Annotated in this window: 16 protein-coding genes; 12 read left to right on the forward strand and 4 right to left on the reverse strand. The window is 34.4% G+C overall.

All coding sequences use genetic code 11. From position 1 onward, the window contains the following. The first annotated feature begins 17 nt into the window (after positions 1 to 17). From GXM17_RS09240 to GXM17_RS09265, 6 genes are all read left to right on the forward strand, one after another. Complete coding sequence (locus GXM17_RS09240) at positions 18 to 527, forward strand: hypothetical protein (RefSeq protein ID WP_163399040.1); 510 nt, start codon at positions 18 to 20, stop codon at positions 525 to 527. A 9-nt stretch (positions 528 to 536) separates the two neighbouring features. Beyond that, a complete protein-coding gene (locus GXM17_RS09245) occupies positions 537 to 1151 on the forward strand; it encodes an FMN-binding negative transcriptional regulator (RefSeq protein WP_163399041.1) in 615 nt (204 codons plus the stop codon). Between the two features lie 82 nt (positions 1152 to 1233). After that, positions 1234 to 2340 (forward strand): glycosyltransferase, encoded by a 1107-nt coding sequence (locus GXM17_RS09250; RefSeq protein WP_163399042.1) that lies wholly within the window; start codon positions 1234 to 1236, stop codon positions 2338 to 2340. Then, positions 2331 to 2882 (forward strand): RNA polymerase sigma factor, encoded by a 552-nt coding sequence (locus GXM17_RS09255; RefSeq protein ID WP_163399043.1) that lies wholly within the window; start codon positions 2331 to 2333, stop codon positions 2880 to 2882. The genes GXM17_RS09250 and GXM17_RS09255 overlap by 10 nt, the downstream gene beginning before the upstream one ends. Positions 2883 to 3039: 157 nt before the next feature. Beyond that, positions 3040 to 3885: an energy transducer TonB gene (locus GXM17_RS09260; protein ID WP_163399044.1), complete on the forward strand. Its 846-nt coding sequence runs from the start codon at positions 3040 to 3042 to the stop codon at positions 3883 to 3885. Between the two features lie 134 nt (positions 3886 to 4019). Next, a complete protein-coding gene (locus GXM17_RS09265; RefSeq protein ID WP_163399045.1) occupies positions 4020 to 4400 on the forward strand; it encodes a PH domain-containing protein in 381 nt (126 codons plus the stop codon). Positions 4401 to 4461: 61 nt separating this feature from the next. Here GXM17_RS09265 and GXM17_RS09270 read toward each other — a convergent pair whose 3' ends face one another. Further along, positions 4462 to 5337 (reverse strand): M48 family metalloprotease, encoded by an 876-nt coding sequence (locus GXM17_RS09270; RefSeq protein ID WP_163399046.1) that lies wholly within the window; start codon positions 5335 to 5337, stop codon positions 4462 to 4464. Between the two features lie 237 nt (positions 5338 to 5574). Between GXM17_RS09270 and lipA the strand changes: the two genes are divergently transcribed. Beyond that, positions 5575 to 6441: a lipoyl synthase gene (lipA, locus tag GXM17_RS09275; protein ID WP_163399047.1), complete on the forward strand. Its 867-nt coding sequence runs from the start codon at positions 5575 to 5577 to the stop codon at positions 6439 to 6441. A gap of 53 nt (positions 6442 to 6494) precedes the next feature. Further along, entirely contained in the window at positions 6495 to 7529 is a 1035-nt protein-coding gene (gap, locus tag GXM17_RS09280; protein WP_163399061.1) for a type I glyceraldehyde-3-phosphate dehydrogenase, read from the forward strand. Between the two features lie 12 nt (positions 7530 to 7541). Here the strand turns inward: gap and lpxK are convergent, their stop codons facing one another. From lpxK to GXM17_RS09295, 3 genes are read right to left on the reverse strand one after another with little or no spacing between them, the layout of a single operon-like run. Further along, positions 7542 to 8564 (reverse strand): tetraacyldisaccharide 4'-kinase, encoded by a 1023-nt coding sequence (gene lpxK, locus GXM17_RS09285; RefSeq protein WP_163399048.1) that lies wholly within the window; start codon positions 8562 to 8564, stop codon positions 7542 to 7544. 4 nt (positions 8565 to 8568) lie between these two features. Next, positions 8569 to 8850, reverse strand: a complete 282-nt coding sequence (locus GXM17_RS09290) for a Txe/YoeB family addiction module toxin (RefSeq protein WP_163399049.1) — start codon at positions 8848 to 8850, stop codon at positions 8569 to 8571. Beyond that, positions 8826 to 9077 (reverse strand): DUF2683 family protein, encoded by a 252-nt coding sequence (locus GXM17_RS09295; RefSeq protein ID WP_163399050.1) that lies wholly within the window; start codon positions 9075 to 9077, stop codon positions 8826 to 8828. The genes GXM17_RS09290 and GXM17_RS09295 overlap by 25 nt, the downstream gene beginning before the upstream one ends. An 88-nt stretch (positions 9078 to 9165) precedes the next feature. On the opposite strand from GXM17_RS09295, the gene GXM17_RS09300 reads away from it, so the two are divergent. The 4 genes from GXM17_RS09300 to rluF all read left to right on the forward strand — a co-directional run bounded on the left by GXM17_RS09300 (position 9166) and on the right by rluF (position 12944). Next, positions 9166 to 10260, forward strand: a complete 1095-nt coding sequence (locus GXM17_RS09300) for a Nif3-like dinuclear metal center hexameric protein (RefSeq protein WP_163399051.1) — start codon at positions 9166 to 9168, stop codon at positions 10258 to 10260. Between the two features lie 3 nt (positions 10261 to 10263). Further along, positions 10264 to 11043, forward strand: coding sequence for a zinc ribbon domain-containing protein (locus GXM17_RS09305; protein WP_163399052.1), 780 nt, complete (start codon positions 10264 to 10266; stop codon positions 11041 to 11043). 53 nt (positions 11044 to 11096) lie between these two features. Next, positions 11097 to 11954 carry an alpha/beta fold hydrolase gene (locus tag GXM17_RS09310; RefSeq protein WP_163399062.1) on the forward strand — a complete coding sequence of 286 codons (858 nt, stop codon included), beginning with the start codon at positions 11097 to 11099 and terminating at the stop codon, positions 11952 to 11954. A gap of 177 nt (positions 11955 to 12131) precedes the next feature. After that, complete coding sequence (gene rluF / locus GXM17_RS09315; RefSeq protein WP_163399053.1) at positions 12132 to 12944, forward strand: 23S rRNA pseudouridine(2604) synthase RluF; 813 nt, start codon at positions 12132 to 12134, stop codon at positions 12942 to 12944. The last annotated feature ends 102 nt before the right edge of the window (positions 12945 to 13046 follow it).

The raw sequence follows: 13046 nt of genomic DNA on the forward strand, positions 1-13046 counted from the left end.
ACAACTTAAATTTCCAAATGAAAAAACTCAATGTGAGAGTAATTTTATTTCAATTACTCGGAATGATTTTCATGACTCATGGTATCCTCCAATTAAGATTTTATACTGTAGCTGACGAAATAATTTGTGCCGCAAACAATTTTCGGGATCAAAAATCAGAATGCTGGAATAGATTATTTCCGGCAATAAGAGGGGGCTCTAATTTTTGGCCCGATGTTTATGTATGGATATTTTTAGGCCTGTTGGCAGGAATTATTCTCATTTCTTTTTTGAATTGGAAAAACAAACTCTCTGCTTTAAATACCATTTTAGTATCAACTATACTATATATTCTTTTAAGGTTTAAATTTTTCAGAAAAAGTTCGATTTCACGATCTTTATCTTCTTTTGGAGATTTATTTTCTAATGATTTTAAAACACAATGTTTAATTGGAGGTGTTAGTTTTACTTTTATTGGAATTTTTATTTTATGGGCAAGTGTTAATGTAAATTTATTTAATTTTAGAAAAATAGCGGTTACAAAATAATCCAGTGAAATGTACACACCTGAAATCTATAAAAACGAAAACCCTGAAGAAATCAGAACTTTTTTGAAAGAGAACAGTTTTGGAATCCTCATCAATCAGACTAACGGAAAACTATGCGCTACACATATTCCGATTGAACTTGATGTCAATCCTCACGGAAAAGAAATCTTACAGGGGCATATTTCTAAATTAAATCCACAGGCAGAAGGCTTTGCAGAAAACGATCAGGTACTGGCGGTATTTACTGGTCCTCATGCTTATATTTCTTCTTCATGGTACGATCATGAAAATGTACCAACCTGGAATTACATAGCCGTACATGTTTACGGCAGCATTAAAATTGTAGATTATTCAACGTCTGTTGAACAACTTAAAAAACTAGTAGATAAATACGAGGTAAATTCTGAAAATCCCGTCAGCATTGATAGTTTATCCGAAAAAACAATGCGTGAAGCCAGAGGAATTTTTGGTTTTGAAATAGAAATAGATGAAATTCAGGCCACCAGAAAACTGTCACAAAACCGCGATGAACATAATTATAAAAACATAATTTCAGAATTAGCGAAAACCGAAAACCCTCAGGCTATTGCCGTTGCAAAAGAAATGTCAAAATGCGGAAAGTAAATCGGTATTGACTATGGAAAATTAGGAATTCATACCTACATTTGCACTCGCAAGATTCAGAAATTAAAAGACATTAAAACATATGCTTATATTTTTACTTTACTTCTTTATTGCTGTTGTATTCATACAAATTTTTTACTACTTAGGGATTTTCGGGAAGTTCGCTTTTGCCAAACCTCAGACTATTACACCAAAAAAACTTCCGGTTTCTGTAATTGTCTGTGCAAAAAATGAAGAAGAAAACGTAAAAAAATATATTCCTTTATTAGCAGAACAGAACTATCCTGATTTTGAAATTGTTTTGATTGATGATGCGTCAAGTGATGAAACCTTAGAAGTTTTTGAAGAATTTGAAAAGCAATATTCCAATATACGTTTAGTAAAAGTTCAAAACAATGAGGCTTTCTGGGGAAATAAAAAATACGCATTAACATTAGGAATCAAAGCTTCAAAAAAAGACTACCTTTTATTTACTGATGCCGATTGTTATCCAACTTCAAAAGAATGGATTACTGCTATGACTTCTCAATTTACAATGAATAAAACGATTGTTTTAGGATATGGTGCTTATGAAAAAGCAGAACGTTCTTTACTGAATAAAATCATTCGTTTTGAAACAGTACTTACGGCGATGCAATATTTTTCATGGGCAAAAGCAGGACTTCCATACATGGGAGTCGGAAGAAATTTAGCCTACAAAAAAGAAGAATTTTTTAATGTTAATGGCTATATAGAGCATATTCAGATTCGTTCCGGTGATGATGATTTATTTATAAACCAGGCTGCAAACAAAGCAAACACTACAATTGCCTACACGCCTGAAAGTTTCACATATTCAAAACCAAAAGAAACCTATAAAGAATGGTTTACCCAAAAAAGAAGACACGTTGCTACAGCGAATTACTATAAGTTTTTTGACAAAATTCAGTTAGGTCTATTCTACAGTTCACAATTATTTTTCTTTTTACTGGTTATTCTTTTATTAGCTTTTCAGTTTCAATGGATTGCTGTATTGGCATTATTGGCAACAAGATATACAATTGCGTGGATTGTAATTGGATTTTCAGCCGGAAAATTAAAAGAAAATGACCTGAAAATATGGTTTCCTATTATAGAGATAGTGCTTATATTCACACAAATCAATATCTTTATAACTAATCTTTTCTCAAAACCGGTAAATTGGAAATAAATTCTAAAATAGAAAAAGCAAAAAAAGGCGATCAGATCGCCTTTACTTTTTTATTAGATTATTATTGGAACGAAGTGTACGGATTTATGCTAAAACGTACAGAAAACGAAACGATTGCTGAAGACATTACTATCGAAACATTCTCAAAAGCCTTCGATAAAATTGCAACTTATAATCCTGAATTTCAATTTAATACCTGGCTAATCAGTATTGCAAAAAACGTTTATATCGATCTGCTTCGTAAAAAGAAAACAAATCTTTTTATTGAAATCACGGACAACGAAGACCAGCAGGCATATAACATTGCCGATCCTACTCCATCTGCAGAAGATGCGCTGATTAAAGAGCAAAATTTATCGCGTTTGCTTTTGTGCATCAAAGAATTAAAACCCCATTATCAGGAAGTCATTCAGTTACGTTATTTTCAGGAAATGACATATCAGGAAATCTCACTCAAAATAAATGAGCCTTTAAGCAATGTCAAAGTAAAATTACTTCGAGCTAAAAAATTACTGGCAGAAATTATCGAACGTAACAGATAATTCACTATCTTTAGAATAAGAATAACATATTGATGATTTTATTCTTAAAAAAATAAACATTCCATACACCAAAAGTTCTTTGTTTTCGTTATTAGTCAAACTAAAAACCTGTCATGCTTATGATTTAATGTTACTTAACCTTTTAAATCTAATTACTATGTCTAAATTAAGCCTTTACGAAACCAAATGGACTGACCTTGTTTTCGAAAACAAAAACAAAGAGTACGGCGCGTACCAATTACGTCAGGAGAATACCAAAACAACTATCACTGCACTTTTTACTGCGTTGTTAATAATTGCATCGCTGGGAAGTATATCGATGCTGATTGGTAAATTCACAACAACTTCTTCTATCACTGAAACCATTCCCACGATCAATGAAGTAATGAGGCCTATAGATTTAGAACAAATAGTACAACCTCAAACAGAAGAAACTGTTGCGCCACCTGCACAAACACAACAAGCAGTTGCACAAGTAACAGAAGCAAGTCAGTTGGTAAATCCTGTTGTTGCGCCTACAGAATTGGCAGTGCAGGATATTGCTGCAAACAAAGACAATACTCCTGTCGTAGATAATACTTCTACAGGAACCGGGAATACAGTTAATGCATTGCCAGCAACCGGAGGTAATGGAACTGGAGATGGAACCAACCCAGCAGCCAACATTGGAAATGGAAATGCGGTTGTAAACACAGCCATATTAGACAAAATGCCGGAATTCCCGGGCGGAATGGCTAAGTTCTACACTTACGTCGGAAACAATTTCAACAAACCTGAACTTGATGCAGAAAAAACATTAAGAGTATATGTTTCTTTTGTTATCGAAAAAGACGGTTCAATGACTGATATTACAGTAAAAAATGATCCCGGTTACGGATTAGGCAAAGAAGCCATACGCGTTCTAAAATCATTAAAAACAAAATGGACTCCGGGAATATTAGATGGAAAAGCGGTAAGGACTGCATACAATCTTCCGATAACGATAAAAACAGAAATGGAGTAATACAAAAAGCAGAATTTAGGTTCTGCTTTTTTTATCAATTAAATCCTGATCACTAAAAAACTCATTCCTTATATTTTGACTATTTTTACAACTGTTTAAAAACATATTAGTTGTACAACATTAAAAACTATAAAATGGGAATATTTTCAGCTATTCTTGGCAACGCCGGCGCGGTAAGTCAGGAAGATTTAATTAAAAAATACGGACAGCTTTTAACCGATAAAGAAGAAATCGAAATGGGTTTCAAATTAATCAGAGATACATTTATCTTCACAAACAAAAGATTAATTTTAGTTGATGTACAAGGCTTAACAGGCAGCAAAACCGAGTATAAATCTATTTCTTATAAAAGCATTACACGATTTAGCGTTGAAACCGCCGGAACTTTTGAACTTGACGCCGAATTAAAAATCTGGGTTTCAAGTGAACTGCAGCCGAGTATTGTAAAACAATTTAATAAATCGGTAAATGTATATGATGTCCAAAAAGTATTGGCACATCACGTTTTGGGTTAATCTTAAAAATAAAAACCCGACAAATTTTAAAAACTTGTCGGGTCGATTAATTTAAAAACAATTATTTCTTTTTAGTAGTTGTTTTTTTTGTGGTCGTTTTTTTAGTTGTTGTTTTTTTAACTACAGGCGCTGTGTTATCTATTTTTTGCTGAACATACGCTTTATAGACACCATCTTTTTCAGCTCTCTTTTTGGCATCTTCTGCTCTTTGCTTTGAATCCGGATGCGAGCTCATCATTTTTTCTAAAAACGATGCTTCTTTACCCTCGCTCATTTTGGCCAGGATTCTGAAAGCAGATTCTTCAGCATTAACATTATAACCATTTTTCTTCATGAAATTATAAGCAAACAAATCAGCTTCAGCTTCTTGTTTACGGCTGTGCTTACTGTCAATCATAGCGCTTCCAATTTTGCCTAACTGACTGTCGGTAACACTTGAAATTGTTGCAGATTGTGAAGAGGCGCCATCTATCAAGGCCTCTTTTTGATAAGCAGCTCTCATTGCATCCCTTGAATCATTGTTCGCAACGTGACCAATTTCGTGACCAATGACAGCCAGCAATTCATTGTCATCCATAATATCCATTAGTCCGGAATACACGCGTACGCTTCCATCTGCCGTTGCAAATGCATTCACTTCTTTTATTTTATAGACTTTATAGTTCAGCGTATAGCCTTCACCAGAAGTATGTTTTCCAAAAACCCTGTTCAGTCTTAATGTGTAAGGATCATTGGGTCCGGCTACTTCATGTTCAGCGTCTAATTTATCGACAGCTTCTTTAGATAATTTGGCCGCATCAGCATTTGTAAGAGTAAAACTGGTCACACCCTTCTGAAGTGCTCCTATCGCCTTTTCACCAAAATTAATTTGTGCCTGCATTTTTGTAAAGCTCAAAGAAGCGAATAGAATTCCTAAAACTATAAATTTGTTTTTCATCTTTTTTAATTTAATTACACAGAAAATATACTTAGAACTAAAATTATAAATTATTTTAATATTTATTTCCTTTTAGCCTTATAGAAAAAATCCATTACATTATTAAAATTACCCCTTAATACACCCTTTAAAATTAACAAATTATCGGTAATTAACGTATAAACTCAACAAGATAATAATTAGTCATATCAATAACTTATACAACTTTGCGTATATTTGTACTTTCAATTTTAATATATGGAAACTGCTGTCGAAAATATACCTGCCGGAAAGCCTAAATGGTTAAAAGTTAAACTTCCGATTGGACAAAAATATACAGAACTACGAGGCTTAGTTGATAAATATAGCTTAAACACCATTTGCACTTCAGGAAGCTGTCCTAATATGGGAGAATGCTGGGGAGAAGGAACCGCAACCTTTATGATTTTAGGAAATGTTTGTACCCGTTCATGTGGCTTTTGTGGCGTAAAAACCGGCAGACCCGAAACGGTTGACTGGGACGAACCTGAAAAAGTGGCCCGTTCGATCAAAATAATGAACATTAAACATGCTGTAATCACAAGTGTGGACAGAGATGATTTAAAAGACGGTGGTTCAATCATCTGGATTGAAACTGTAAAAGCAATTCGCCGTATGAACCCAAATACTACGCTTGAAACCTTAATTCCGGATTTTCAGGGAATTGAAAGAAATCTGAACCGAATAGTAGAAGCAAATCCTGAGGTTGTTTCCCATAACATGGAAACAGTAAGACGTTTGACCCGCGAAGTACGTATTCAGGCAAAATATGACCGTAGTTTAGAAGTATTACGATATCTAAAAGAAAAGGGGATTAACAGAACAAAATCAGGAATTATGTTAGGCCTTGGAGAAACAGAAGAAGAAGTTTTTCAAACCATGACTGACTTACGCAAAGCCAACGTTGATGTTGTAACCATTGGCCAGTATTTACAGCCGAGCAAGAAACATTTACCTGTAAAAGAGTTTATTACACCGGAACAATTTGCCAGATATGAGAAATTTGGACTTGAACTGGGGTTCCGTCATGTAGAGAGTGGCCCTCTTGTTCGTTCATCTTATAAAGCACAAAAACATATATTATAAAAAGTTTATTGGGTTGTTGAGTTTAACCGAATAAAAAAATTAACAGATTGAAATTGAAAACTAGAATTGCCATAAATGGTTTTGGAAGAATTGGTCGTAATTTATTTCGATTACTTTTAAATCATCCAGAAATTGATGTTATTGCTATAAATGATATTGCAGATACCAAAACCATGTCACACCTGATAAAATACGATAGTATTCATGGGGTATTACCTTTTAAGGTAAGTCATAATGACCAGGGAATTATTGTAGATGGCAAACCTTTTTTGTTTTTTCACGAAAAAAATATTTCAAGTTTAAACTGGAAAGCTCATGATATCGATTTTGTAATTGAATCTACAGGAAAATACAAAACGTACGAAGAATTAAATGCACATATTGAAGCAGGTGCTAAAAAGGTAATTCTTTCAGCCCCATCAGAAGTTGAAACCATAAAAACAGTTGTTTTGGGTGTAAATGAATCAATTCTTGACGGAAGCGAATCTATTATTTCAAATGCAAGCTGTACAACAAACAATGCTGCACCCATGATAAAAATCATTGATGAATTATGCGGTATTGAACAAGCTTACATCACTACTATCCACTCTTATACAACAGATCAGAGTTTACATGATCAGCCACATAAAGATTTAAGAAGAGCAAGAGGAGCGAGCCAGTCTATTGTGCCAACGACAACAGGTGCTGCCAAAGCCCTGACTAAGATTTTCCCTAAACTTGTGGATAAAATTGGAGGATGCGGCATCCGTGTTCCTGTTCCTGACGGGTCACTGACAGACATTACTTTTAATGTAAAACGAGCTGTATCGATTGAAGAAATAAATAAGGCTTTTGAAGCCGCTTCACAGACAAACCTGAAAGGTATATTAGATTATACAGAAGATCCAATCGTTTCAGTTGACATCATCGGCAACAGACATTCATGCCTGTTCGACTCACAACTTACATCTGTAATTGATAAAATGGTAAAAGTAGTGGGATGGTATGATAATGAAATTGGCTATTCTTCAAGACTAATTGATTTGATTTTGCTTTCTGTAAAAATGAATATCCAAAATTCAGAATCGTTAGAAACAGCACTTTAAATCCAGAAGAGATTATTTTTCAAAACTATTATTTACATACTCTAAAACCGAAGCATCAAAATTTTGCCTGTAATTGATGAATGAACTTTTTATAGGAAGATAATATAATTGAGAAATCAGGCCGGATCCTTTTAACCTGACATAATCTTTCTCAGTTGTAATGATTTTTTTATTCTGAGCCTTATTCTTAATATCATTTAAATCAGCTTCAGAAAAATGATGGTGATCGGGAAAAATCAAACACTCATCATTTTCGTTTTTCAAATAATCAAAAAAGGGTTTAGGCTTGGCAATCCCTGCCAAAAGCAGTTTTGACTCTAATTCAATTTGGCTTACAGCAATTCCCTCTTCCTTATTATAAACTGCATCATCATAATCTATAAAAGTAAAGTAGATTTGCTGTGAATAATTTAACTCTAATTTCAAACGAATTTCTTCCTGTTTTTCATCAGATAGATTCTTCGGACATTTGGTTACCACAACAATATTGGCCCTGTTGGCTCCACTCCTGCTCTCACGCAAATTTCCGGTGGGAAGCATAAAATCATCAGCATATAGATCATCGAAAGCTGTAAGTAAAATATAAAACCCGGCTTTTACTTTTCGGTGTTGATAAGCATCGTCTAATAAAATAATTTCCGGTTTTGTTTTCTGCGAAAGCAATTGTGTAATTCCGTTAGTTCTGTCTGCATCAACTGCAACCTGAATATTGGGAAATTTTTGGTAAAACTGAAAAGGTTCGTCACCCAGAATTTCGGCATTTGAAGCTGAATCAGCCAGAACAAAACCTTCTGATTTACGCTTATAACCACGGCTTAAAGTGGCAACTCTGTAATTATCCGATAACAGTCGGATTAAATATTCTATTTGAGGTGTTTTACCGGTTCCGCCAACACTTAGATTTCCAACAGCAATTACCGGAACATCAAATGAAGTTGATTTCAGAATCCCTTTATCAAACAAAAAATTCCGAATTGAAGTAATGAATCCGTATAAAATGGCAAAAGGGAAAAGTATTTTTCGAAGTAAGTTCATAAAGTTATTTATCAGAATAATGTCCCATTGCAGAAATTATAAACACAGTAACAACTTCCTCTTCTACACGATAAATTAATCTATCCTTTCGATTAATCCGCCTTGACCAAAATCCTGAATATTCATATTTTAATGGTTCTGGATTCCCGAAACCTTCGTATGGATTTTCTGTAAGATCTATTAAAATTTTAGCAATGTTTTTAATAGAAATTTTATTTCCAGATTTTTTATGCTTTTCAATATCCTGATTTGCGATCTTAGTTACTTCAACCCTAAACTTCCCCATATATCATCTGGATTTAGCGTTGTTGTTTCGCCATTTTTAATATTTTCTTCCGCTATTTTAACTTTTTCAACAAATTCAGAACTATAAATACTTCCTTCCTCATTAACCTGTCCATAATCATCTGTTTCAACAATTTCAATTCCTTCAACACCTTTAAAAAAAGCCTCAAACATCGCCATAAATGCTTTGCCTGTCTTTGTGTGTTCATTAATTTTTATTGTAGTCATGATTTTAAATTTAGAATTACAAATGTACTAAATTTGTACTTTAGTATAAATTATTTACACTAAAGTACAAAACTCGAAATAATTAATAATGAAAATCAAAAATATAATAGAAGTTCTCGAAGAAATGGCTCCATTGGCTTACGCCGAAGATTTTGACAACGTTGGGCTTTTAGTCGGAAATTCTGAAACCGAAAGTACAGGCGTTTTGGTCTGCCATGATGCTTTGGAAACTGTAATCAAAGAAGCAATTGCTAAAAACTGCAATCTGGTGGTTTGCTTTCATCCAATATTATTCTCCGGAATCAAAAAAATCACCGGCAAAAATTATGTGGAACGTGCCATTTTAAAAGCCATAAAAAATGATATCGCTATTTACGCCGTTCATACTGCTTTAGACAATCACTCCCAAGGTGTAAATAAAATATTTTGCGATGCTTTAGGCTTAACCAATACTAAAATCTTGATTCCGAAGCAGAATTTTATTCAAAAACTTGTGACCTATACTGTTCCTGAAAATGCACAAAAAATACGTCAGGCTTTGTTTGATGCCGGGGCAGGAACAATTGGCAATTATGAAAACTGCAGTTTTAATTCTAACGGAACAGGCACTTACAAAGGTAATTCTGAAAGCAATCCTGTAATTGGTGAACGCCATGAACTTACAGAAGCTGAGGAAATAAAAATTGAAGTTACATTCGAGAAACATTTGCAATCGAGAATCTTAAAAACTCTTTTTGCAAATCATATCTACGAAGAAGTAGCTTATGAAATTTATGATTTACAAAATTCGCATCAAAATATCGGCTTGGGAATGATTGGTGAATTTGAAACCGAAATGGATGAAAAAGACTTCCTTCATTTTGTAAAAGATAAAATGATTGCCGATGGTATTCGTCATTCTGACTTTACAGGAAAAAAAATAAAGAAAGTTGCCGTTTTGGGAGGTTCCGGAAGTTTTGCCATAAAAAATGCCATTCAGGCCGGAGCAGATGCTTTTTTAACAGCCGATTTAAAATACCATCAGTTTTATGAAGCCGAAAACAAATTACTTTTGGCCGATATTGGTCATTTTGAGAGCGAACGCTATACAAAAAACTATATTGTTGATTATCTTAGAAAAAAAATCCTTAATTTTGCCATCATTTTATCAGAAGAAAATACAAATCCAGTTAAGTACTTATAGAATATGACGAATACGAAAGAATTAAGTGTTGAGGACAAGTTAAGAGCAATATACGATTTACAGCTTATTGACTCGAGAATTGACGAAATCAGAAACGTAAGAGGGGAACTTCCATTAGAAGTAGAAGATTTAGAAGATGAAGTTGCGGGTCTGAGCACTCGTTCAGAGAAACTAAAAGGTGAACTTGAAGTGATTGAAGAGCAAATCAAAGCAAAGAAAATTGCTATTGAAGAGCACAAAGAAGTAATTAAAAAGTACACAAAACAACAAGAATCAGTTCGTAATAACAGAGAATTTAATTCCTTAACAAAAGAAGTTGAATTTCAGGAATTAGAAATTCAATTAGCTGAAAAACAAATCAAAGAGATGAAAGCTTCTATCGAGCACAAGAAGGAAGTAATTTCAAATCTAAAAGAAAAATTAGAAGCTAAAAGTTCACACTTAAAACATAAAAAGTCTGAGTTAGATGCTATTATGGCTGAAACTCAAAAAGAAGAAATATTCTTAACTGAGAAATCTGCTGAGTTCGCTTCACAAATCGAAGACAGATTATTGGCAGCTTACAAAAGAATCAGAAGCAGTGTTCGTAACGGATTAGCTGTAGTTTCTATCGAAAGAGGTGCTTCTGCAGGATCATTCTTCACGATTCCGCCACAGACTCAGGTAGAAATTGCTTCAAGAAAGAAAATCATCACTGATGAACATTCAGGAAGAATCTTAGTTGACAGCGTACTGGCTGATGAAGAGAAAGAAAAAATGGAGCAATTGTTTGCTAAAATCTAAATAAATTGTCCCGATCAACATCGGGACTTTTTTTTACCATAAAATTACTGGTTTTGGGACTTAAAAAAGGAATTCGTTTTATCACATTAAAATCCGTTGGCCAATACATTAACTTTCTGAGTTATGTTCGCCCGCAAAAAGCCGTCGAACTTTCATACGCCCTTTTTAGCCAGCCAAGAGATGGAAGATTACTAAAAGAAAAATTGCCCAAAGTTCTAAGAAATACCCAAACCGAAACTTTTCACCACAACGAACACCATTTTCAGACCTATATCTGGAAAGGAAACGAAACCAAAATACTTCTGGTTCACGGCTGGGAGAGTAATTCATCGCGCTGGAAAAAAACACTGCCTCATCTTCAAAAATCAGGAAGTACCATTATTGCACTTGATGCCCCTGCACACGGACAAAGCAGCGGTAAGGAATTTAATGTTCCGCTTTATGCCGAATTCATTAATAAAGCAGTAGAAAAATACCAGCCAGATATTATTATTGGCCATTCTATTGGCGGTGCAGCATGCGTGTACCATCAGCATTTGTTTCCAAATACCAGCATCACCAAAATGGTAATCCTGGGCGCTCCATCAGATTTAAAGACGCTGATTAACAATTACGTATCGATGCTGAGTTTAAATAGCAGAATGTTTTCACTCCTCGAAAATCGTTTTTTAATGCATTTCAACTTTAGATTTGATGATTTCTCGGGACAAAAATTTGCTTCCCAATTTAGCATTCCGGGTTTAATCGCTCATGATACTACAGATAAAATTGTTGCTTTTGAAGAAGGAAAAAAAATCGCCAGCAACTGGAAAAACAGTCAGTTTATCGAAACCAAAGATTTAGGTCACGGTATGCACGATGATGACTTGTATAAAAAAGTGATTGAGTTTTTGTTTGAAGCGAAACAATAGTTCATTTTTGCCGGCAGGTTTCCCGCTTTCCGCTATATTCCCGATAAAAAAACTACGGCAAAAAAGCCTTGTTTTTAAAATTGGGCGATACCGCTTCAATCGGGACTAAAGAGCAGCAATCTTAATTTTTGCCTTCAATTATCTTTATCTAATTTTCAAAATACGTACTTTTGTATCATGGAAGAAAATCTAAAACGCCTTAACAAATTCATTGGAGAAACCGGTTATTGTTCACGTCGTGAAGCCGACAAACTCATCGAAGAAGGCCGCGTAACCATAAACGGCGCCGTACCTGAAATGGGAACCAAAGTTTCACCGGATGACGAAGTTCGTATAGATGGAAAACTAATCGTTGAGAAAAACGAAAAAATGATTTATCTGGCATTCAACAAACCAGTCGGAATTGAATGTACCACCAATCTGGAAGTCAAAAACAACATTGTTGATTATATCAATTATCCAAAACGTATTTTCCCAATCGGCAGACTGGACAAAGCCAGTGAGGGATTGATTTTCATGACCAATGACGGCGATATCGTGAACAAGATTTTACGAGCCCGAAACAATCACGAAAAAGAATATACCGTAACCGTAAACAAACCAATAACGGATCGTTTTATACAACGCATGGGAAACGGAGTTCCGATTTTAGATACTGTTACCAAAAAATGCAAAGTAGAGCAGATCAGCAAATACACTTTCAAAATCATCCTGACGCAAGGTTTAAACCGCCAGATACGAAGAATGTCGGAGTATTTAGGTTATGAAGTTACGGCACTGAAACGCATCCGTATTATCAACATTTCACTGGATGTTCCTGTTGGCCGTTACAGAGATTTGACAGATGCTGAAATCAAAGAATTAAATCAGTTAATCGAACCTTCAAGCAAAACTGAAGAAGCAAGTTTCCCTAAACCTGAACCTGCTGCAAGAAGATCAGGATTTATTTCAAAACATGATCCCCGATTTAAAAAAAGAGGAGATCGTTAGTGTTTTTTACATAACAATCTCCTTTTTTTTGGTAGTGTCTCACTAACTGTGTAAGTTGAAAAGTTATTCTGAAAAATATTTGAGCTCTTTTAAAAAGCCCAA

The organism is Flavobacterium fluviatile (genome assembly GCF_010645065.1).
Classification (GTDB): Bacteria; Bacteroidota; Bacteroidia; order Flavobacteriales; family Flavobacteriaceae; genus Flavobacterium; species Flavobacterium fluviatile.

What these genes read in the sequence shown, in the direction of transcription:
- GXM17_RS09240 (WP_163399040.1), top strand. Translation starts at nt 18, where the DNA reads ATGAAAAAACTCAATGTGAGAGTAATTTTATTTCAATTACTCGGAATG.
- GXM17_RS09245 (WP_163399041.1), top strand. Translation starts at nt 537, where the DNA reads ATGTACACACCTGAAATCTATAAAAACGAAAACCCTGAAGAAATCAGA.
- GXM17_RS09250 (WP_163399042.1), top strand. Translation starts at nt 1,234, where the DNA reads ATGCTTATATTTTTACTTTACTTCTTTATTGCTGTTGTATTCATACAA.
- GXM17_RS09260 (WP_163399044.1), top strand. Translation starts at nt 3,040, where the DNA reads ATGTCTAAATTAAGCCTTTACGAAACCAAATGGACTGACCTTGTTTTC.
- GXM17_RS09265 (WP_163399045.1), top strand. Translation starts at nt 4,020, where the DNA reads ATGGGAATATTTTCAGCTATTCTTGGCAACGCCGGCGCGGTAAGTCAG.
- GXM17_RS09270 (WP_163399046.1), bottom strand. Translation starts at nt 5,337, where the DNA reads ATGAAAAACAAATTTATAGTTTTAGGAATTCTATTCGCTTCTTTGAGC.
- lipA (WP_163399047.1), top strand. Translation starts at nt 5,575, where the DNA reads ATGGAAACTGCTGTCGAAAATATACCTGCCGGAAAGCCTAAATGGTTA.
- lpxK (WP_163399048.1), bottom strand. Translation starts at nt 8,564, where the DNA reads ATGAACTTACTTCGAAAAATACTTTTCCCTTTTGCCATTTTATACGGA.
- GXM17_RS09290 (WP_163399049.1), bottom strand. Translation starts at nt 8,850, where the DNA reads ATGGGGAAGTTTAGGGTTGAAGTAACTAAGATCGCAAATCAGGATATT.
- GXM17_RS09295 (WP_163399050.1), bottom strand. Translation starts at nt 9,077, where the DNA reads ATGACTACAATAAAAATTAATGAACACACAAAGACAGGCAAAGCATTT.
- GXM17_RS09300 (WP_163399051.1), top strand. Translation starts at nt 9,166, where the DNA reads ATGAAAATCAAAAATATAATAGAAGTTCTCGAAGAAATGGCTCCATTG.
- GXM17_RS09305 (WP_163399052.1), top strand. Translation starts at nt 10,264, where the DNA reads ATGACGAATACGAAAGAATTAAGTGTTGAGGACAAGTTAAGAGCAATA.
- rluF (WP_163399053.1), top strand. Translation starts at nt 12,132, where the DNA reads ATGGAAGAAAATCTAAAACGCCTTAACAAATTCATTGGAGAAACCGGT.